The following is a 19693-nucleotide window of genomic DNA, read 5'->3' as shown; positions in this document are numbered from 1 at the left end:
ACGGCGCCGGAGACGGCGTCAGCAGGGCTCGGGAAGGCGGCGATTATAGCGGGGACTGGCCCATCGCCGGCCGCTGCCTCAGTGAATCGCCGGGAATTTCAGTTCGCCCAGCGGCCCCTGGATCCGCACCGGGATCGATTCCAGCCGCATGCCGCGGTTGACCTGGACCACGAAGTGCAGGTGCGGGGCGGTGCTGAAGCCGGTATTGCCGGACAGCCCGATGCGCTGGCCCTCGTGCACCGACTGGCCTTCGCGCACCTGCACGCCTTCCGGTTGCAGGTGCGCGTACACCGCCATGCTGCCGTCGTCGTGCAGGATGCGGATGAAGTTGGCGCGGCCGCCGTAGGCCTCGCGGTCCGGGCCGGCGCGGTCGAAGTCGCCCTCGACCTGCATGACCACGCCGGCGCGTGCGGCCAGTACCGGAGTGCCCTCGGGGATGGCGAAATCGACCGCGTACAGATTCTGCGCATCGTCATGACTGAAGCGGCCGCCGGGCCCCTGGTCCACGCGGACCATGTCGGCCTGGAAGGGCAGCCGGTACAGATGGTCGCGGGGATGGGCGCGCGGGTCGCCCGGCACCGAGCGCATGTCCAGTTCGAAGTCGCCCTTGCCCGAGCCGTCGGTGATCAGCAGTGCAGCCAGTTGCGTGCTGTCGCCGCCGGCCACGGTGGCGGCGACCGGCAGTGCCGGGGAGGCCAGCATGTTGCGGTTGCGGCGGAATTCCAGCTGCACCTGGACCGGCCCATGCATGTCGTTGTCGGCCCAGGCCAGGTAGCGGGTGGGTTGTTTTTCCAGGCGCAGACGGACCAGTGGCGCGCCGGGGTTGCGGTAGCGCAGGACTTCGACCTTGCCGGTCACGGGCTGGGCGTTGTCCGGGGGCTGGTCGCCGTAGCGGGTCACCCCCTGCAGGTCCTTCCACTTGTACAGCCGGGCCGCATCCGCCGTGGTGGCGAAGGCGGCCAAGCCGATCAGCCAGGCGAGCAGGGTGACGCGGCGCAGGGGGCGGGGGAGAGTGGAACCGGGCATCGCCGGAATTATGCGGTGTCCGTGCCGCTGGCGATGCATTCCATCGCTTCATGCGCATAAAGCGATTGACAAGCGGAAACCGGGCTGGCAATCTGCGCGGACCATCGAGACCGGCGGAGGGACAGGCCCTTTGATGCCGGGGCAACCAGCGGGCGCTTCGGCGCCGCGTGTTTGGTGCCAAATCCTGCGGGGACCTGCGTGCGTCCGCCGAAAGATGGTTCGATCCATGCCTCGTGCATGGCGAACGCGGGCTCCGCGAAGCTCGATGGCCGATCCACCGCTGGAAACGCCATGAGTCCCGTGAAAGAGCCGCCCACCGTACCCGCTTCGATCCCCCCGACCAATGCCGGCCCGGCGCGGACTTCGCACGCCAGCCGTGGCGAACTGCCGGTGGTGCTGGCCATGCGCCATGCGGGCACGCGCACGCTGACCCTGCGCTATGAAGTGCAGGGGCCGGCCGCAGCGCCGGTGGTGTTCGTGGCCGGCGGCATTTCCGCGCATCGCCATGTGTCGGCCAGCGCCGAATTCCCGGAGAAGGGCTGGGCCGACGAACTGGTCGGCGAAGGCCGCACGCTGGATCCGGCACATCGTCGGGTCCTGGCCTTCGATTTCGTCGGCGCCGACGGCAAGCTGGATGCGCCGATCGATCCCGCCGACCAGGCCGATGCCATCGTCGCCTTGCTGGACGCACTGGAGATCGAGCGCCTGCAGGGCTTCGTCGGCTATTCCTACGGCGCCCTGGTCGGGCTGCAATTGGCGGTCCGTCACCCGCAGCGCCTGCAGCGATTGGTGGCAGTCAGCGGCGCACACCGCGCCCATCCGTATGCGGCGGCCTGGCGCGCGCTGCAGCGCAAGGCGGTGGCGCTGGGCCAGTTGCAGTGCGCCGATGCGCAGGGGCTGTCGCTGGCGCGGCAGTTCGCCATGCTCAGCTACCGCACTCAGGAAGAATTTGCCGAACGCTTCGACGCCCTGCCTGAAGTGGTCAACGGTCGCGTGCGGGTGGCGGCGGAGGACTATCTGGACGCGGTCGGCGCGCAATACGTGGCGCGCACGCCGGTCAACGCCTTCCTGCGGCTGTCCGAATCGATCGACCTGCAGAACGTCGACCCGGCCGCAGTCGGCGTGCCGACCACGGTGATCGCGGTCGAAGGCGACCGTCTGGTGCCGCTGGCCGACCTGGTCGGACTGGTCGAGGGCCTCGGCCGGCTCGGTACCTTGCGCATCCTGCGCTCGCCCTACGGCCACGATGCCTTCCTCAAGGAAACCGATCGCATCGACGCCCTGCTTTCCCACGCATTGCACAGCGCCGACGGCGCCGGAGACTCCGCATGAGCGCCATCGACGGCACCGCCAACGACAGCACCCCCTTTTCGACCGCCACCTCCGCGGTGCGCGCCGGTATCGACCGCGATACCGCGTACGGCGCGGTGACTCCGCCGATCGTGCTGTCGTCCAACTTCAGCTTCGACGGCTTCGGCAACAAGCGCCAGTACGACTACACCCGCAGCGGCAACCCGACCCGCGACCTGCTGGCCGAGGCGCTGGCCGAACTGGAAGGCGGCATCGGCGGCGTGGTCACCGCGACCGGCATGGGCGCGATCGCCCTGGTCCTGCACGCGCTGCTGTCGCCCGGCGACCGGCTGGTGGTGCCGCATGATGCTTATGGCGGCAGCTGGCGGCTGTTCAACGCGCTGGCCGCCAAGGGCCATTTCGAACTGATCACCGCCGACCTGACCGACCCGCGTTCGCTGGCCGAGGCGCTGGCGCAGTCGCCGAAGCTGGTGCTGGTGGAAACGCCGTCCAATCCGCTGCTGCGGGTGACCGACCTGCGTTTCGTCATCGATGCCGCGCACAAGGCAGGGGCCAGGGTCGCGGTCGACAACACCTTCCTGTCGCCGGCGCTGCAGCGGCCGCTGGAGTTCGGCGCCGACCTGGTGCTGCATTCGACCACCAAGTACGTCAACGGCCACAGCGACGTCGTCGGTGGCGCGGTCGTCGCCCGCGATGCCGACGTGCACGAGCAACTGGTCTGGTGGGCCAATGCGCTGGGCCTGACCGGCTCGCCGTTCGACAGCTTCCTGACCCTGCGCGGCCTGCGCACGCTGGACGCGCGCCTGCGCGTGCACCAGGAGAATGCGCAAGCCGTCGCCGAATTGCTGGAGGGGCACGCGTCGGTGGCCAAGGTGCATTACCCGGGCCTGGCCTCGCACCGCGATCATGCGCTGGCCGCGCGCCAGCAGAAGGGATTCGGCGCGATGATCTCGTTCGAGCTGCACGGCGGCGAGGACGAGGTGCGCGCCTTCGTCGATGGTCTGCGCTGTTTCACCCTGGCCGAATCGCTGGGTGGCGTGGAAAGCCTGGTCGCGCATCCGGCGACGATGACGCATGCGGCGATGACGCCGGAGGCGCGGGCCAAGGCCGGCATTTCCGACGGCCTGCTGCGGCTGTCGGTCGGGATCGAGGCGCTGGACGATCTGCTGGCCGATCTACAGGCGGCCCTGTCGCGTGCGCAAACGGTGGTGGCCAAAGGCGAGCGCAAGCGCGCCGACGCATGAGCCGGGTACTGCGCCTGGATGTCGGCGCGGCCGCGGCGCCGCGGCTGACCCTGTTCGGCACCGGCACGGTCGGCAGCGCCTTCGTCGCGCGCTACCAGCGTCTGCGCACGCAGGGTCTGGAGTTGCCGTCGCTGGCGTGGCTGGCCAATTCGCGGGGAGTGCATGACTGCCGCGGTGGCGGCATCGACGCCGCATTGGAGCAGGCACGTGCCGCACCACGCGCGCGTGGCGCTTCGCCGTCATCGGCCGAACCCACCCCTTTGCGAGCAGGTGACTTCGTCATCGACGCCACCGCGAGCGATGCAGTAGCGGACCGGCATGCGGGCTGGTTGCAGGACGGCGTGCATGTAGTGACGGCGAACAAGCTCGGCAGCGGCGGAGAACTTGTGCGGGCGCAGGCGATCATCCGTGCCGCGCATGATTCCGGCGCGCGCTACGGCGACAGCGCCACGGTCGGCGCGGGGTTGCCGTTGCTGCGCTCGCTGCGCGCCTTGCTGCGCGGAGGCGAACGCATCCATCGCATCGAGGGGGTGATGTCCGGATCGCTGGCCTGGCTGCTGTCCGGTTTCGACGGCACCCAGGCATTTTCGCAACGCCTGCGGCAGGCCCGCGACGCCGGCTATACCGAGCCCGACCCGCGCCAGGACCTGTCGGGCGAGGATGTGCGCCGCAAGCTGCTGATCCTGGCGCGCGCGGCCAGCTTTGCACTGGAGTCGCACGAGGTCCGTGTGGATTCGCTGCTGCCGCCGCTGTTGCGCACCGCGCCGGACGGCGAAGCCGAAGCGCGCTGGCCCCTGCTCGACGAGATGCTGGCCCAGCGCTTGCGGCAGGCTGAATGGGACGATTGCCGGTTGTGCTTCGTCGGCAACTTTGCCCCCGAATCCGGCGCGGAAGTCGGGCTGCGCGCGTTGCCGCGTTCGCATCCGTTGTGCGCCGGCAGCGGCACCGACAATCGGGTCGCGATCTGGTGCGACCGCTACCCGAACCAGCCGTTGCTGATCCAGGGTCCGGGCGCCGGCGCCGAAGTCACCGCCGCCGCCTTGCTGGATGATGTGCTGGAATCCCTGACGGCCGATCGCTCCTGAAACCGAAGGGCCTGGTCTTCAGGCCGGACATTGCTTCGGGTCGGGAACGGGCAAGTCCAGGTGGTCGTCGTATTCGCGGCGCAGTTGCGCCAGCCGCTGGCGCAGTTTGCGCAGGGTGACGGCATGGGCGAGATCGCCGGCGAGGTTGCGCATCTCGTCCGGATCGTCCTGCAGGTCGTACAGTTCCCATTCCTGCGGGTCGTCGAAGAACTGGATCAGTTTCCAGCGATGGTTGCGCACGCCGCGATGGCGACGCACGCAGTGCGCGGCGGGGAACTCGAAGTATTCGTACAGAAAGTCCTGCCGCCACGGCACCGAGCCGCCGCCCAGACCCAGCAGCGGCCGCCAGCTGCGTCCCTGCATGTTGTCCGGCACGTCGGCGCCGGCCAGATCCAGCAGGGTCGGGGCGACATCGATATTGAGCACGAAGTTGTCGTCGTCGACTTGTCCGGCATCGACCTGTGCGGGCCAGCGCAGCAACATCGGCACCCGGATCGAGGGCTCGTACATCAGCCGCTTGTCGAACAGGCCGTGCTCGCCGAGGAAAAAGCCGTTGTCGGAGGTGTAGACGATCAGAGTGTTGTCCGCCAATCCCTGCCGGTCCAGGTAATCGAGCACGCGGCCGACGTTTTCGTCCACGCCCAGAAGCACACGGTAGTAGTGCCTGATGAAGGCCTGGTAGTTGGCGCGTGCCTGTTCGGCTTCGGGCAAACTGGCCGGAACGCCGCGATCGTGGAAGTCGGGCATGTCGGCGATGCGCATCTGCGATTTCTGCACCGCCAGAGGACGGGTGGCCAGACTCTCGTCGAAATGCGCCGGCAGCGGGATGTCGACATTCTCGAAACGCTTGGCGAAGCGCGGTGCCGGTTCCCAGCCGCGGTGCGGCGCCTTGAACTGGCACAACAGGCAGAACGGACGATCGTCCGGCACCTGCTGCAGGAAGCGCAGTGCATGGTCGCCGATGACGTCGTCCGCGTGCCCGCGTTGTGCCTGCAAGCGGCCGTTGACCAGCATCGGCGGATCGAAATACACCCCTTGTCCCTGCAGGATGGCGGTCAGGTCGTAGCCCTGCGGTGGTGAATTGACGTGCCACTTACCGACCATCCCGGTGTGGTAGCCGGCCTTGCCCAGTAGGATCGGCCAGGTGTCCTCGTTGCGGATCGCCGGCTGGTCGTTGAAGCCGGATTCCTCGCCGTTGGTCAGCATGCCGTGGGTATGCGAGTACTGGCCGGTGAGATAACTGGCGCGGCTGGGCAGGCACAGAGAGTTGGTGACGAAGGCCTGGCCGAAGCGCACGCCTTCGCGCCCGATCCGGTCCATGTTCGGCGTCTGCAGGATGCGGTTGCCGTACAGGCTCATCGCGCCGAAGGCCTGGTCGTCGGTCATCATGAAGATGATGTTCGGACGGCGTGCGGCGGAGCCGCGCATGGCGGCCCGCAGGCCGCCGCCGAACAGCGGGGCCAGCGACAGGCCAAGCGATGCGCCGGCCAGGCGCTTCAGTGCGGAGCGACGATCGTGACGGGTAGGCATGAGCGGGGTTCCTTGTCCGTTTGAGGTGAAGCTGGCGGCAATTGCGGGTTTCCGGATGCGAGGCAGTCGTGGTGCCTAGGCGGGGCACTTCCCGGGCTCGAGCACGGGCAGCGTTTCCCCTGGCTCACCGTGGTCGCCGGTTTCCGCACGCAGTTCCGCGATGCGCCGCTTCAGCCGTGCGAACGTGTCGGCATGCTGCGGATCGCCGGCCAGGTTGCGGGTTTCGCCGGGATCGTCCTGCAGGTCGTACAGCGCCCACTCTTCCGGCTGCTGCCAGAAGTGAATCAGCTTCCAGCGCGTGGTGCGGACCCCGTGGTGCTTGCGCGCGCAATGCACGGCCGGGTACTCGTACCATTCGTAGAGGAAATCCTCGCGCCAGTCGGTCTTGCGGTCCTCGACGATCGGTTTCCAGCTGCGGCCCTGCATCCAGTCCGGCGGTTCGACCCCGGCCAGTTCCAGCAGGGTCGGTGCCACGTCGATGTTGAGGACCATGTGATCCCCGTCGACGCGACCGGGCTGGATATGCCCCGGCCAGCGCATCAGCAGCGGAACGCGGATCGAGGGTTCGAGCATCAACCGTTTGTCATAGAAGCCGTGCTCGCCCATGAACATCCCATTGTCGGTGGTGTAGACGACGATGGTGTTCTCGGCCAGACCTTCTTTGTCGAGGAAGTCGAGCACGCGGCCGACGTTTTCGTCCACGCCCAGCAGCACGCGATAGTAGTTGCGGATGTAGGCCTGGTAGACGGCGCGAAGGCGCTGGTCTTCCGGCAGGCTCTCGTCGACCTGCGGCGGTCGCCGTTCGGCCTTGTGGAAGAAATCGCGCATGTTGGCGATTTCCTGCGTGGTCTTCGAGAACGCGACGGGCGCACCATCGGGTTGCGGCTCTCCGAAGCCCGGCGGTAAGGGGATGTCGACGTCCTCGAACGCGGAATAAAAGCGCGAGTCCGGTTCCCACGGCCCGTGCGGCGCCTTGAACTGGTAGCACAGGCAGAACGGCTGATCCTTGGGCCGTTGCCGCAGATAGGTCATAGCCTGGTCGCCGATCACATCGTCGGTGTGGCCACGGAAACGCACCGGCGCGCCGTTGACGATGAATTCGGGATCGAAATAGCTGCCCTGGCCGCGCAGGATCGCGGCGTGGTCGAACCCGGTCGGCATCGACTTGATGTGCCACTTGCCGACCACGGCGGTGTGGTAGCCGGCCTGGCGCAGCAGCATCGGGTAGGTGATCTGGTCATGGGCCAACCCCATCTGCTGGTACCAGCCCGGTTCCTCGCCGTTGCTGGTCACGCCGTGGCTGTGCGCATACAGGCCGGTCAGATAGGAGGCGCGGCTGGGCGCGCACACCGACGTGGTGACGAAGGCCTGGTCGAAACGCATGCCCTCCAGGCCGACGCGATCCATGTTCGGCGTCTTGAGGATGGGGTTGCCGTAAATGCTCAGGGCGCCCCTGGCCTGATCGTCGGTCATGATGAACAGGATGTTGGGCGCGCCCTTGCGGGCCTTGGCCGGTGGAGTATCAGCGCCGCGGGCACGGGCCTGGGCGAGGATGCCCGGCAGCGACAGGCCGGCGGCGCCCGCGCCGAACAACTGCATGGCCTTGCGGCGGTTGAATCGGGACGACATTGGCGGCTCCTGGGTCGATGGCAGGAAACATCGCCGCAGGACGGCATGGAGGGCGATGACCGACGTACCCTAACCGCTCATGAAAACGTTTTCACACTGCATCGCAGCATGGCCATGCAGTTGCAGGGAAGGAACTCAGCACTCGATGACGTTGACCGCCAGCCCGCCGCGGCTGGTTTCCTTGTATTTGTCCTGCATGTCGCGGCCGGTGTCGCGCATGGTCTTGATGACCTTGTCCAGCGAGACCTTGTGCTTGCCGTCGCCGCGCAGGGCCATGCGGCTGGCGTTGATCGCCTTCACCGCGCCCATCGCGTTGCGTTCGATGCAGGGAATCTGCACCAGGCCGCCGATCGGGTCGCAGGTCAGGCCCAGGTTGTGCTCCATGCCGATCTCGGCGGCGTTCTCGATCTGGCTGGGCGTGCCGCCCAGCGCCGCGGTCAGTCCGGCGGCGGCCATCGAACAGGCCACCCCGACTTCGCCCTGGCAGCCGACCTCGGCGCCGCTGATGCTGGCGTTTTCCTTGTACAGGATGCCGATGGCGGCAGCGGTGAGCAGGAAGTCGAAGATGCGCGCCTCGCTGCTGCCGGCGCAGAAGCGGTCGTAGTAGTGCAGCACTGCCGGGATGATGCCGGCGGCGCCATTGGTCGGCGCAGTGACCACGCGCCCGCCGGCGGCGTTTTCCTCGTTGACCGCCAGCGCATACAGGTTGACCCAGTCGAGTACGGTCAGCGGGTCGCGCATGGCCGCTTCCGGGCGCGAGGACAGTTCGGCGTGTAGCGTGGGCGCGCGACGCGCCACGTGCAGGCCGCCGGGCAGGGTGCCGGTCTGGCGGATGCCGCGGGCCACGCAGTCCTGCATCGCGTTCCAGATCTCGCGCAGGCCGGCGAATATTTCCTCTTCGCTGCGCCAGCTCTTCTCGTTCTCCAGCATCAGCGCGGCGATGCCCAGTCCGCTGGCCTGCGCGCGCTGCAGCAGCTCGTCGCCGGTGGCGAACGGATACGGCAGCGGGGTGTCGTCGGGCACGATGCGGTCCTCGGCCGCTTCGTCCTGGTTGACCACGAAACCGCCGCCGACCGAGTAGTAGTCGCGGGTGGCGACGACGTCATCGGCAGCGTCGTAGGCGGTGAAGCGCATGCCGTTGGTGTGGTAAGGCAGTTTCTGACGCCTGTTCATCGCCAGGTCGCGCTTCTCGTCGAAGCCAATGGCGTGGCTGCCGTGCAGCTGCAAGCGCTTCTCGCCGCGGATGCGTTCCAGTGCGGCCGGGATGATGTCGGGGTTGATGGCATTGGGATAGTGCCCTTCCAGCCCCATCAGCAGAGCCTTGTCGGTGCCGTGTCCGCGCCCGGTCAGGGCCAGCGAGCCGAACACTTCGGCACGTACGCGCGCCACGTCATCCAGCCGTCCTGGCTGCACCAGCAGGCGATCGACGAAGCGCGCGGCCGCGCGCATCGGGCCGACGGTATGCGAGGAGCTCGGCCCGATGCCGATCTTGTAGAGGTCGAAGGTGCTGACGGCCATGTGGCGTATTCTAAGGCCGCTCCCGGCGCGGACATCTTGCGCGTCGCAACAGCTTTCCGTCGGATGCCGCCGTGCCGCTGATCCTGTACCAGAGAGACGACTGCCATCTGTGCGACCAGGCACTGGAGGTGCTGGCGCAGGCGCGGGTGCCGGATTTCGACAGCGTGTTCATCGACGACGACGAGGCGCTGGAGGCGCGTTACGGCATGAGGGTGCCGGTGCTGCGCGACCCGCAGGGCGGCGCCGAACTGGACTGGCCGTTCGGTATCGGGCAGGTGCGACGGTTTCTGGGCCAGGGGAGCGGCTAGGACGGTTTGGTCCTACCTCGGCTGCAGCACGACCTTGGTGCTGATTGCCACCTCGTCGGGGATCAGCGCGGTGTCGGCCCAGTCGCCGCTGCCGATGCCGAAATCCAGCCGCCTGACCCGCGCCCTGCCGGCCAGCACCGGGCGTTCGCCGGGGGTCCAGGTGAAGGTCAGCGTCACCGGCTTGCTGACCCCGTGCAGGCTCAGGGTGCCGTCGGCGGCATAGCGGCCATCGCCGAGGTCGCGAAACGTGCGTGCGCTGTAACGGGCCTGGGCGTACTTGCCGACGTCGAAGAAGGCGCTGCCGACCAGGGTCGAATCGCGATCGTCGTTGCCGGTATCGGTGCCGGCCAGGTCGATAACGACCTCTAGGCTGGCGGCCTCCAGCCGGGCCGGGTCGAAACTGAGGCGGGTCTTGAAACCGCCGAAGCGGCCGGTGAAGATTTCGCCGTCGTACTGGGTGGCGAATACCAGGGTCGAGCCAGGCGCCTGCAGGTAGTCGGCGGCGCGTGCCGGCGCGGAGGCCATCATCGCCACCAGGGCGGCGGCGGTCAGGGCGGGCGGAAGCAGCTTATGCGACATGATCGGGCTCCGGGCTGGGGGGAGTCTGCCGGCGTCGGCGCGGCAGCATGCGGGCCAGCGTGTCGTCGCGCTGGAACAGGTGGTGATAGAACGCGGCGCCGGCGTGCAGCGCGACCAGCGCGATCAGCACCCAGAACAGCAGTTCGTGCGCCTGGTGGGCGGCGTCCTGCAGCGATTCGCTGGGCGCGACCAGCTTGGGCATTTCGAACAGGCCGAAATAGCGGAACGGGCGCAGCCCGCTGGCCGAGTCGTACAGCCAGCCCGACAGCGGGATCGCCAGCGCCAGCGCGTACAGCAGCCAGTGGGTGATGGTGGCGATGGCGTGCTGCCAGCCGGGCGTGCCGGGCACCGGCCGTGGCGCGCCGGCGTACAGTCGCCAGCCCAGCCGCAGCAGCATCAGCGCCAGCACGGTGATGCCCATCGACTTGTGCGCGGTATAGACCCAGAAGTATTTCGGCGTGCGCGGCAGCTCGCCCATGGTCAGGCCGACGATGCCCAGGCCGAGGATCAGCACCACGATCAGCCAGTGGAAGGCCTGGCTGACCATTCCCCATTGCGTGTCGGTGTTCTTCAAGGTCATGGCGTCGGTTCCGGTTCGGGGGAAGCTGTTGGCGCAGAAGTCTCGGTCGCAGGCGTTTGCTCTGCATCGTCGCCATTGCGATCGCGTACCGCTTCGGCCTCGATGCGCAGCTCGACTTCATCGCCGATCACCGACTTCCAGGCATCGATGCCGTAGTCGCTGCGCAGGAGCGTGGCGGTGGCGGAAAAGCCGGCGGTGCGCCGGAACGGCGGCAGCGGATGGCGCTTGAGCGCGTTGAGGGTCACGGTCAGGGTGGCCTCGCGAGTGGCGCCGCGCAGGGTCAGCTCACCGTGCACGTTGGCGGTCGATGCGTCGACCGGCTCGATCCGGGTCGAGACGAAGCGGGCGACCGGAAAGCCTTCCGCATCCAGCAGGTTGCGCGCCAGCACCGCGTGGTTCCAGTCGGCGTCGCCAAGGTCGGCGCGCTGCAACGGCACTTCGACCACCACCCGCGCCGTGCTCCAGTCGTCGGGGTCGAACCACAGCTCGCCGCGGCTACCGGAGATCGTGCCCAGCGCATGCGAGAAGCCGGCATGCTGCACCGCAAACATCACCCGCGTATGCACCGGGTCCAGTGCATAGCGCACGGGCTCGGCGTGTGCGGCGATGGACGCGAATCCGAAGGACAGCAGCAGCCAGCGGGCGAGGGCGATGGGGACGGGCATGACCGGGATTCTAGCCGCCCGTGCCGCAGGAGCGCGCTTGCATGCACAACGATCCGTTGCGAGGATGCGGCGGAACCGCGCGGGCGACTCGACGAGGACGGAAACAGGCCATGACGGCTCGGGGAATGGGATGCGCAGTGATGCTGCTGGCGCTGCTGCTGGCCGGGAAGGCTGCCGCGGGGTTGCCGGAGACTCCGCGCTTGCGCCAGATCACGGTAGCCAACGACATGCCGTCGAACTCGGTCAACGACATTGCCGAGGATGCCGACGGCTATATCTGGTTGGCGACCATGGATGGCCTGGCGCGGTACGACGGGGTGAATTTCCGGGTCTGGCGGATAGGCGAGGGCCTGCGCGACAACATCGTGCTGGCGGTGCACGTGGATGCGGACAACCGGGTGCTGGTCGGTACCCACGGCGCCGGTCTGGCGATACTGGATGCGCGCCGGCGCGAGTTCCGCTACTACGACAGCGCAGCCTATCCGGTGATCGGCAGCAACATCGTCTGGAGCGTGACCGCGACGCCGGACGGCGAGGTCTGGTTCGGCACCGGTTCGAGCGGGTTGTACCGGATCCGCACGGACGACACCGTCGAACGCTTCATGCCGGAGCCGGGAAACGAGCGCAGTGTGCCGGGAACTGCCATCACCGACCTGATCATCGCCGGCGACGGCACGTTGTGGGTGGCGACCGACGGCGGCGTGGCGCGCTGGACCGGGGACGATTTCGAGCGAGTGCCGGCCGAGGCGATGGTCACGCCCTATGCCACCGGGCTCTCGGATGACGGCGAGGGCGGCGTCTGGATCAACACGGTGCTGGGCATGAGTCATTACCGTGCCGATGGCAGCAGTTCGCTGGATCCCTGGGGCGTGCGCGGACGGATGACGCTGTATGGCCTGCTGCTGCACGACCGCAGCGGCGCCTACTGGCTGGACGCCTTCGAAGGCATGCAGCGCGCCGAGCCCGACGTGCCGATCCACCGGGTTCCGCTGTACAGCGACCTGACCCGCGGCGACGTCTACCCGCAATGGAGCCGGGCACTGGAAGACCGCGAGGGCGGATTGTGGTTCGCCAGTTCCGACGCCGGCCTGTGGTACCTGCCGTCCAACTGGCGCCAGTTCTCGGTGCTGACCAAGAACGAGCGCGACCCCGCCTCGCTGGGCAACACGCAGGTCTATTCCATCGCGCCTTCGCGCAGCGGCAACATGTGGATGGTCGGCAGCACCGGCATTCTCGACGAACTGGACCCCGAAAGCGGACAGGTCCGGCACGTGCTGGAGGATGCGGCCGGCGACCGCCCGCTCAATTGCGTGATGGAAGCCGCCGATGGCGGCGTGTGGATGGGGTATCTGGGCGGGGTGGCGCGCTACGATCCGGACAGCGGCCGGGTGCGGCGGTGGGGATCGGAGGATGCGAGCGACGCTGCGCTGGCGGGGGATGTGACCGCGATCGGACAGGATGCGCAGGGACGGATCTGGCAACTGGTGCGCAATGTCGGCGTCCAGGCCCGCGATCCCGGCGGTGCGGTGGTGGTGGATGCGCTTCTGGACGGCGGTCGGGCGCTGGAGGCGGGCTTCGATCCCTCGTTCCTGAAGATCGGGCCGGATGGACGGGCATGGCTGGCCGGCAATGGCGTGCTGGCCTGGGACGACGCGCAAGGCGCTTTCGTCCGGCCGCCGGGCATCGACGACACGGCGCGGGTCGGCACCTTCGCCTCCGACGAGGACGGCACGCTGTGGATCGGCACGATGGGCGCGCTGACGGCCTATCGCTTCGAACAGGGCCGCTATCGCCGCATCGAACACCTGGACCGGGCGCAGGACCTGCCGCAGGTGATCTTCGACGGCATGACCGTGGATCGGCGCGGGGTGATCTGGCTGTCGAGCAAGCGCGGCCTGATCCGGATCGACCCGGCCAGGAAGCAGACGCGCATCTACGACATCCACGACGGCCTGCCGGGGCAGGAGATCCTGGGCTGGCCGGTGCAACGCAAGGGCGATGGCCGCATCGTCGTGGCTGCCGCGCATGGCGTGGCGATCTTCGACCCCATCGCGGTACGGCCGGAAACCGAACCGCCGCGGCTGGCGGTCGATTCGATCATCGTGCGTACGCACGACGGCGAACGCCGGGTTGAACCCGGTGCCTATTTCGAGATGGCGCACGACGACCGCGACCTGCAAGTGACCGCACGCCTGCTGAGCTACACCAACGTGTCCAGCCATGTGTACCGCTACCGCCTGCCGGGGTTCGACGACAACTGGGTGCAGGTCGGCCGCAACGGCGAACGCACGCTGTCGCAACTTCCGCCCGGCAAGTACCGGATCGAAGTGCAGGGCCGCTCGGAAGACAACCTGTGGTCGGCCAGCCAGTTCGTCGATTTCGGCGTCGCTCCGCCATGGTGGCGCAGTCGCTGGGGCATCCTGCTGTTCGCCGTACTGGGGGTGTTGACGGTGCTGTTGCTGGCGGCCGGATACCGCCGGCGCGTGCGCGATCGCAGCGAGTGGCAGCTGGCGCTGCACAAGCGCGAGGTCGCCGAACAGGCTTCGCAGGCAAAGACCCGCTTCCTGGCCACCCTTGGCCACGAGGTGCGCACGCCGATGACCGGCGTGCTGGGGATGAGCGAGCTGCTGCTCGGTACCCGGCTGGACCCGCGCCAGCGCGGTTACGCCGAAGCGATCCGCAATGCTGGTGCGCACCTGTTGCGACTGGTCAACGACGCGTTGGACCTGGCCCGTATCGAAGCCGGCAAGCTCGAGCTGGACCAGCAGGATTTCGGTCTACGTGAACTGGTGTCCGAAGTGGCGTCGCTGACCGCACCGATGGCGGCCAAACGCGGACTGGCGTTCTCCAGCCAGATCGACGCGCGCGCGCCACTGGCGCTGCGCGGCGACTCGATGCGGGTAAGACAGATCCTGCTGAACCTGCTCAACAACGCGATCAAGTTCACCGAGCGCGGCAGCGTCGAACTGCGGGTCGAAGCCCTGGCCGGGGAAGGCGTGCGTTTCGTGGTCAGCGATACCGGCCCGGGCATCAACGCCGAGCAGCAGCAACGGCTGTTCCGGCGCTTCGAGCAGGCCGAGGGCGCGCAGACCGCGACCCGTTACGGCGGCAGCGGGCTGGGGCTGGCAATCTGCCAGGAGTTGTCGGTGGCGATGGGCGGACAGATCACGGTGGACAGCGCACCGGGCAACGGCACCCGGTTCATCGTCGAGCTGCCGTTGCCGGAGGCGGCGAGTTCCGGCCGTCAGCCGATGGAGCGCCCGTTGCTGAAGGCCAGCGCCAGCCTGCGCATTCTGCTGGTGGAAGACGATCCGACCGTGGCCGAGGTCATCACCGGGCTGCTGACCGCGCGCGGACACCGGGTGCAGCACGTGGCGCATGGATTGGCGGCACTGACCGAAACCGCGACCGATAGCTTCGACATCGCCCTGCTGGATCTGGATCTGCCGGGCCTCGACGGGTTGGCGCTGGCCCGCCAACTGCGGGCGCAGGGGCTGGATCTGCCGCTGCTGGCAGTGACCGCACGTGCCGACGCCGATGCCGAACCGGCGGCGCGCGCGGCCGGCTTCGACGGTTTCCTGCGCAAGCCGGTGACCGGCGAGATGCTGGCCGCGGCGATCGGCACGATGCTTGGCAACCGCCACGACTGATCGCGGCGGACGCGGCATTTACCTATTCGGCGACCGGCTCGACCGTGCGGGCAGGGGGGCGCTGGTCCGGCAACTGCCAGAACACCAGGGTCGATGCCAGCGTCATCGTGCCCATGCAGATGAAGGTGGCCTGCAGCGGCAGTTGCGCACCATGCGCTCCCAGGTATTGGTCGAAAGCCGCCAGCAGGCTGCCGGCGGCGGCCACGCCGAAGCTGGTGGCCAGCATCATTACCATCGACAGCAGGCTGTTGCCGGCGCTGGCGTATTCGGTATCCAGATCGCGCAGGGTGACGGTGTTCATGGCGGTGAACTGCAGCGAATTGACCGCACCGAACAGCGCGAACTGCACGATCCGCAGCCAGAGCGGCTGCTGTGCTCCGACCAGCACGAAGGCGGCGATCATCAGGCCCACCAGCACCGTATTGACCATCAGCACTCGTCGGTAGCCGAAGCGTCCGACCAGCATCACCGCGGCGCGTTTGGAGGCCATGCCGGCCAGCGCCACCGGCACCATCATCGTCCCGGCCTGCATCGGTGACAGGCCCATGCCCACCTGCAGCAGCAGCGGGATCAGGTAGGGGACACTGCCGCTGCCCACGCGCGAGAACAGGTTGCCCAGAATGCCGATCCGGAAGCTGGGCAGGCGGAACATCTGCAGCGGGAACAGCGGGTGCGCCACCGCGCCGGCGTGCAGCCAGTAACCGGCCATTGCGGCCAGGCCGAACACCGCCATCAGCAACACCAGCGCATGCGCCGTGCCCAGGCCGGACAGGCCGTCCAGCGCCAGGGTCAGCAGCACCATGCCAATGGCCAGCAGCAGATAGCCCACGGCGTCGAAACGGGTCCGTTCCCTGCCGCGATGGTTGGGCATGACCCGCAGCGCCACCGGAATGGCAAGAACGCCGATCGGCAGATTGATCAGGAAAATCCAGTGCCATGAGGCAATTTCGGTCAGCCAGCCGCCCAGGGTCGGGCCGACCAGCGGGCCGACCAGGGCGGGGATGGCGACAAAGCTCATCGCCGGCAGGAACTCCTCGCGCGACACCGTGCGCAGGATGGCCAGCCGCCCGACCGGCAGCAGCAGGGCGCCCCCCAGCCCCTGTAGTGCGCGCGAGGCGACCAGTTGGGCCAAGCTTTGCGAGAGGGCGCAGGCGAGCGAACCGGCGGCGAACAGCAGCACCGCGATCAGGTAGACGTGGCGGGTGCCGAAGCGATCGGCCAGCCAGCCCGAGGCGGGAATGAACACCGCATTGGCCAGCGCATAGATCATCACCACCGACTGCATCTGCAGCGGACTCTCGCCCAGGCTGTTCGCCATCGACGGCAGTGCCGTATTGACGATGCTGGAATCGAGCATCTGCATGAAGACGCTCGCCGCCACCAGCCACAGCAGCGGGCGGGAGGCGTGGGGAACCGCTGCCGACGGCATGTGGGGCTCAGCGCGCGCTGTAGGTATGTACTTCCTCGACCAGCACGGCGACGTGCTCCGGATTCATATCCGGCGACATGCCGTGACCGAGGTTGAACACGTGCCCTTCGCGCGAGCCGCCATTGCCGTCGCGGTAATTGTCCAGCGCGGCGCGGGCCTGGACGCGGATGGCGTCGGGCGAGCCGTACAGTACCGCCGGGTCCAGGTTGCCCTGCAACGCGACCTTGCCGCCGGTGCGGCGCGCAGCTTCGCCCAGCTCGACCAGCCAGTCCACGCCGACCGCCTCGGTGCCCGAGTCGGCCAGCGCCTCCAGATGCGCGGCATTGCCCTTGCCGAACAGGATCAGCGGTGCGCGCTGGTCGCCTTCACCGCGCGGCAGTTCGCGCGCGATCCGCGACAGGTACGGCAGCGAAAATTCGCGGTACATCGCCGGTGACAGCACCCCGCCCCAGGTGTCGAACACCTGCAGCGCCTGCGCACCCGCCGCGCGTTGCGCGGCCAGGTAGGCGATCACCGCATCGGTGTTGACCTTCAGCAACGTGTGTAGCGCGGCCGGTTCGTTCAGCGCCATCGCCTTGATCCGGGCGAAGTCCTTGCTGCCGCCGCCTTCGACCATGTAGCAGGCCAGCGTCCACGGACTGCCGGAGAAGCCGATCAGCGGCACCTTGCCGCGCAGTTCGCGGCGGATCAGCCGCACTGCGTCCATCACGTAGCGCAGTTCGGTTTCCATGTCCGGCACCGACAGCGCGGCGATCGAGGCGGCATCGCGCACCGGGCGTTCGAACTTCGGCCCCTCGCCCTCGGCGAAATACAGCCCCAGCCCCATCGCATCGGGAATGGTCAGGATGTCGGAGAACAGGATCGCCGCGTCGAGGTCGAAGCGCGCCAGCGGTTGCAGGGTGACTTCGCAGGCGATCTCCGGGTTCTTGGCCATGCCGAGGAAGCTGCCGGCGCGAGCGCGGGTGGCGCGGTATTCGGGCAGGTAGCGCCCGGCCTGGCGCATCAGCCAGACAGGGGTGCGGTCGACGGGCTGGCGGCGCAGGGCGCGGAGGAAGCGGTCGTTTTCGAGCGGGGCGTGGGACAAGGGATATCTCGGTAAGCGTTGGCGTTGGGTCGGGTCGGAAGCGGCGGGTCGCGGATCAGTGCTTCGGCATGTGCGCGCCCTGCGCGAAGGTCTGTTGGAAGCCGCGCTTCAGGCAGCTGTCGCGGGCTTTCTCGAAGGCATTGGTCGCCTCGTCCTGCAGCAGGTACTGCTCGCGCCGGAGTTGGGCGCGACCGCCGAGCTGGCCGCTTTCGCGCAGCAGCTCCCAGCCACCGAACAGATCCGGTTGCAGGGTCAGCTGGACGTAGCGGGGAGCTTCGCCCGCGGACGGGCGTTGCTGCAGAAAGACGCGCATGGCGTGAATTGTAGCGGTTGCCGGCGCCTGCGCTCTATCCTACGAGCACGCCCAGCACCGCGGCTTCGTCGACGTCGGGGACGATTTCGGCATGGCCGACGCCGCGCCACAGCACCAGCCGCAGGCGACCGGCCAGATTCTTCTTGTCCAGCCGCATCCGCGCCAGCAGGGCGTCCGGCGCCAGTCCGGCCGGGATCGCGGTCGGCAGGCCGTAGCCGGCCAGCAGGGTGGCCAGTCGCTCGGCATCTTCGGTCGTGGCCATGCCCAAGTCGGCCGACAGTCTTGCGGCCAGCACCATGCCGACGGCGACGGCCTCGCCGTGGTTCAGGTTGTCGTTGCCGGCGCCGCCGTAGCCCTGTTCGGCCTCGATCGCATGGCCGAAGGTATGGCCGAGGTTGAGCAGGGCACGCTCGCCCTTTTCCAGCGGGTCGCGCTCGACGATCTCGGCCTTGTGCTCGCAACTGCGGGCGATGGCCTGGGCCAGCGCAGCTGCATCGCCGGCCAGCAGGGCCTCGCGCTCGGCCTGCAGCCACTCGAAGAACAGCGGGTCGCGGATGGCACCGTACTTGATCACTTCGGCCAGGCCGGCACGCAATTCGCGGATCGGCAGGGTACGCAGCGCGCCGGTGTCGGCGAACACCGCCCGCGGCGAATGGAAGGCGCCGACCAGGTTCTTGCCCTGCGGAATGTCCACCGCGGTCTTGCCGCCGACCGAGGAATCGACCATCGACAGCAGGGTGGTCGGCAGCTGCACGCAGTCGATGCCGCGCATCCAGCAGGCGGCGGCGAAGCCGGCCAGGTCGCCGACCACCCCGCCGCCGAGGGCAAACACGCAGGCGTCGCGGGTGGCGCCCAGGCCGGCCAGTGCTTCGATGGCGCCGCCGAAGTGGGCCAGGGTCTTCGATTCCTCGCCGGCCGGCAGCACGAAGGTGGCGATCTGCAGTTCCGATCGCGCGGCGTGCAGGGCTTCGCGCACGCCGGCGGCGTACAGCGGGGCGACGTTGGAGTCGCTGACCAGCAACACATGTCGGCCGCGAACCTGCGCGGCCAACGCGGCACCTTCGGTCAGCAGGTGCGGGCCGATGTGGATGCGATAGGGCGTCTGTCCGCCGACATCGACGTGGCGCAGGGAGGAGGTCATGCGAGGCTTCCGTTGTTCTGCCACAGGCGGGCAATGCGCTCGACCAGGCTGCCGACCGCCTGGCCGGGGTTCAGTCCATCGGTATCGTGCACCAGGTCGGCGACTTCCTCGTACAGCGGATTGCGCAATTCGGCCATGGCGTGCAGGGCCTGTTCGCGGTCTTCGCGCTGCAAGAGAGGGCGGTGGCGATCGTGCTTCAGTCGCTTGAGCTGGGTCTCCACACGGGTACGCAGATAGATCACGTAGCTGCGGTCACGCATGCGGCTGCGGTTGTGCGCATCCAGCACGGCGCCGCCGCCGGTAGAGACCAGCTGGTCCTGACCATCGAGCAACTGATCGAGCACGGCGCGCTCGCGTTCGCGGAAGCCGGCTTCGCCGACATGCTCGAAGATGGCGGGAATGCTGGCGCCGACCCGGTCGACGATGGCCTGGTCGACATCGACGAAGCGCAGGCCGAATCGCTCGGCCAGGCGCTTGCCGATGGAGGTTTTGCCGGAGCCCATCGGGCCGATCAGGACGAGGTTCGGGGCGGGATTCATGCTGCAGGGATGCTAGCACCCCGTAGCGATCGCTTAACAGGCAACGGATTAGGCTGGCTGCC

General features: G+C 68.2%; 17 protein-coding genes and 1 riboswitch. Of the genes, 5 read left to right on the top strand and 12 right to left on the bottom strand.

What is annotated here, in order from left to right; genetic code table 11:
- Positions 1-78: 78 nt before the first annotated feature.
- Positions 79-1026 carry a peptidoglycan DD-metalloendopeptidase family protein gene (locus tag CSC70_RS05085; RefSeq protein ID WP_162455579.1) on the bottom strand — a complete coding sequence of 316 codons (948 nt, stop codon included), beginning with the start codon at positions 1024-1026 and terminating at the stop codon, positions 79-81.
- A gap of 98 nt (positions 1027-1124) precedes the next feature.
- Positions 1125-1247, top strand: a riboswitch (SAM riboswitch).
- Positions 1248-1317: 70 nt separating this feature from the next.
- On the opposite strand from CSC70_RS05085, the gene metX reads away from it, so the two are divergent.
- From metX to CSC70_RS05070, 3 genes are read left to right on the top strand one after another with little or no spacing between them, the layout of a single operon-like run.
- Positions 1318-2358, top strand: a complete 1041-nt coding sequence (metX, locus tag CSC70_RS05080) for a homoserine O-succinyltransferase MetX (RefSeq protein WP_162455578.1) — start codon at positions 1318-1320, stop codon at positions 2356-2358.
- The gene (locus tag CSC70_RS05075) at positions 2355-3581 is read left to right on the top strand and encodes an O-succinylhomoserine (thiol)-lyase (protein WP_162455577.1); all 1227 of its coding nucleotides are present in this window, start codon (positions 2355-2357) and stop codon (positions 3579-3581) included. Before metX ends, CSC70_RS05075 begins: the two co-directional genes overlap by 4 nt.
- Positions 3578-4666 carry a homoserine dehydrogenase family protein gene (locus CSC70_RS05070; RefSeq protein WP_162455576.1) on the top strand — a complete coding sequence of 363 codons (1089 nt, stop codon included), beginning with the start codon at positions 3578-3580 and terminating at the stop codon, positions 4664-4666. Before CSC70_RS05075 ends, CSC70_RS05070 begins: the two co-directional genes overlap by 4 nt.
- 18 nt (positions 4667-4684) lie before the next feature.
- On the opposite strand, the gene CSC70_RS05065 is transcribed toward CSC70_RS05070, so the two are convergent.
- The 3 genes from CSC70_RS05065 to CSC70_RS05055 form a co-directional block, all read right to left on the bottom strand.
- Positions 4685-6196 (bottom strand): sulfatase family protein, encoded by a 1512-nt coding sequence (locus tag CSC70_RS05065; protein WP_162455575.1) that lies wholly within the window; start codon positions 6194-6196, stop codon positions 4685-4687.
- A 75-nt stretch (positions 6197-6271) separates the two neighbouring features.
- Positions 6272-7825: a sulfatase family protein gene (locus tag CSC70_RS05060; protein WP_162455574.1), complete on the bottom strand. Its 1554-nt coding sequence runs from the start codon at positions 7823-7825 to the stop codon at positions 6272-6274.
- A 135-nt stretch (positions 7826-7960) separates the two neighbouring features.
- Complete coding sequence (locus tag CSC70_RS05055) at positions 7961-9343, bottom strand: L-serine ammonia-lyase (protein ID WP_162455573.1); 1383 nt, start codon at positions 9341-9343, stop codon at positions 7961-7963.
- A 71-nt stretch (positions 9344-9414) separates the two neighbouring features.
- Here CSC70_RS05055 and CSC70_RS05050 point away from each other — a divergent pair, with 71 nt between their 5' ends.
- Positions 9415-9651, top strand: a complete 237-nt coding sequence (locus tag CSC70_RS05050; RefSeq protein ID WP_162455572.1) for a glutaredoxin family protein — start codon at positions 9415-9417, stop codon at positions 9649-9651.
- Between the two features lie 12 nt (positions 9652-9663).
- On the opposite strand, the gene CSC70_RS05045 is transcribed toward CSC70_RS05050, so the two are convergent.
- The 3 genes from CSC70_RS05045 to CSC70_RS05035 are packed head-to-tail and all read right to left on the bottom strand — an operon-like array spanning position 9664 to position 11475.
- On the bottom strand, positions 9664-10230 hold the full coding sequence (locus CSC70_RS05045; protein ID WP_162455571.1) for a YceI family protein: 567 nt from the start codon (positions 10228-10230) through the stop codon (positions 9664-9666).
- Positions 10220-10810, bottom strand: a complete 591-nt coding sequence (locus CSC70_RS05040; RefSeq protein WP_162455570.1) for a cytochrome b — start codon at positions 10808-10810, stop codon at positions 10220-10222. The genes CSC70_RS05045 and CSC70_RS05040 overlap by 11 nt, the downstream gene beginning before the upstream one ends.
- Complete coding sequence (locus CSC70_RS05035; RefSeq protein ID WP_162455569.1) at positions 10807-11475, bottom strand: YceI family protein; 669 nt, start codon at positions 11473-11475, stop codon at positions 10807-10809. The genes CSC70_RS05040 and CSC70_RS05035 overlap by 4 nt, the downstream gene beginning before the upstream one ends.
- A gap of 140 nt (positions 11476-11615) precedes the next feature.
- On the opposite strand from CSC70_RS05035, the gene CSC70_RS05030 reads away from it, so the two are divergent.
- Positions 11616-15125 (top strand): hybrid sensor histidine kinase/response regulator, encoded by a 3510-nt coding sequence (locus CSC70_RS05030; RefSeq protein WP_162455568.1) that lies wholly within the window; start codon positions 11616-11618, stop codon positions 15123-15125.
- A 22-nt stretch (positions 15126-15147) separates the two neighbouring features.
- Here CSC70_RS05030 and mdtD read toward each other — a convergent pair whose 3' ends face one another.
- The 5 genes from mdtD to CSC70_RS05005 are packed head-to-tail and all read right to left on the bottom strand — an operon-like array spanning position 15148 to position 19631.
- Positions 15148-16554, bottom strand: coding sequence for a multidrug transporter subunit MdtD (gene mdtD, locus CSC70_RS05025; protein WP_162455567.1), 1407 nt, complete (start codon positions 16552-16554; stop codon positions 15148-15150).
- Positions 16555-16561: 7 nt separating this feature from the next.
- Positions 16562-17638: a uroporphyrinogen decarboxylase gene (hemE, locus tag CSC70_RS05020; protein WP_162455566.1), complete on the bottom strand. Its 1077-nt coding sequence runs from the start codon at positions 17636-17638 to the stop codon at positions 16562-16564.
- A gap of 55 nt (positions 17639-17693) precedes the next feature.
- Positions 17694-17951, bottom strand: coding sequence for a WGR domain-containing protein (locus CSC70_RS05015; RefSeq protein WP_162455565.1), 258 nt, complete (start codon positions 17949-17951; stop codon positions 17694-17696).
- Between the two features lie 34 nt (positions 17952-17985).
- Positions 17986-19092 carry a 3-dehydroquinate synthase gene (gene aroB, locus CSC70_RS05010; RefSeq protein WP_162455564.1) on the bottom strand — a complete coding sequence of 369 codons (1107 nt, stop codon included), beginning with the start codon at positions 19090-19092 and terminating at the stop codon, positions 17986-17988.
- Positions 19089-19631 carry a shikimate kinase gene (locus CSC70_RS05005; protein WP_162455563.1) on the bottom strand — a complete coding sequence of 181 codons (543 nt, stop codon included), beginning with the start codon at positions 19629-19631 and terminating at the stop codon, positions 19089-19091. Before CSC70_RS05005 ends, aroB begins: the two co-directional genes overlap by 4 nt.
- Positions 19632-19693 lie beyond the last annotated feature (62 nt).

Origin of the sequence: Pseudoxanthomonas kalamensis DSM 18571, from assembly GCF_010211745.1 — a bacterium.
In the GTDB taxonomy this organism is placed as follows: domain Bacteria; phylum Pseudomonadota; class Gammaproteobacteria; order Xanthomonadales; family Xanthomonadaceae; genus Pseudoxanthomonas_A; species Pseudoxanthomonas_A kalamensis.
Note: the sequence above shows the minus strand (reverse complement) of the source record. Positions and strands in the feature narration are given on the sequence as shown.

Coding starts and splice junctions, on each gene's coding strand:
- CSC70_RS05085 (WP_162455579.1), bottom strand. CDS start 1,026: ATGCCCGGTTCCACTCTCCCCCGCCCCCTGCGCCGCGTCACCCTGCTC.
- metX (WP_162455578.1), top strand. CDS start 1,318: ATGAGTCCCGTGAAAGAGCCGCCCACCGTACCCGCTTCGATCCCCCCG.
- CSC70_RS05075 (WP_162455577.1), top strand. CDS start 2,355: ATGAGCGCCATCGACGGCACCGCCAACGACAGCACCCCCTTTTCGACC.
- CSC70_RS05070 (WP_162455576.1), top strand. CDS start 3,578: ATGAGCCGGGTACTGCGCCTGGATGTCGGCGCGGCCGCGGCGCCGCGG.
- CSC70_RS05065 (WP_162455575.1), bottom strand. CDS start 6,196: ATGCCTACCCGTCACGATCGTCGCTCCGCACTGAAGCGCCTGGCCGGC.
- CSC70_RS05060 (WP_162455574.1), bottom strand. CDS start 7,825: ATGTCGTCCCGATTCAACCGCCGCAAGGCCATGCAGTTGTTCGGCGCG.
- CSC70_RS05055 (WP_162455573.1), bottom strand. CDS start 9,343: ATGGCCGTCAGCACCTTCGACCTCTACAAGATCGGCATCGGGCCGAGC.
- CSC70_RS05045 (WP_162455571.1), bottom strand. CDS start 10,230: ATGTCGCATAAGCTGCTTCCGCCCGCCCTGACCGCCGCCGCCCTGGTG.
- CSC70_RS05040 (WP_162455570.1), bottom strand. CDS start 10,810: ATGACCTTGAAGAACACCGACACGCAATGGGGAATGGTCAGCCAGGCC.
- CSC70_RS05035 (WP_162455569.1), bottom strand. CDS start 11,475: ATGCCCGTCCCCATCGCCCTCGCCCGCTGGCTGCTGCTGTCCTTCGGA.
- CSC70_RS05030 (WP_162455568.1), top strand. CDS start 11,616: ATGCTGCTGGCGCTGCTGCTGGCCGGGAAGGCTGCCGCGGGGTTGCCG.
- mdtD (WP_162455567.1), bottom strand. CDS start 16,554: ATGCCGTCGGCAGCGGTTCCCCACGCCTCCCGCCCGCTGCTGTGGCTG.
- CSC70_RS05015 (WP_162455565.1), bottom strand. CDS start 17,951: ATGCGCGTCTTTCTGCAGCAACGCCCGTCCGCGGGCGAAGCTCCCCGC.
- aroB (WP_162455564.1), bottom strand. CDS start 19,092: ATGACCTCCTCCCTGCGCCACGTCGATGTCGGCGGACAGACGCCCTAT.
- CSC70_RS05005 (WP_162455563.1), bottom strand. CDS start 19,631: ATGAATCCCGCCCCGAACCTCGTCCTGATCGGCCCGATGGGCTCCGGC.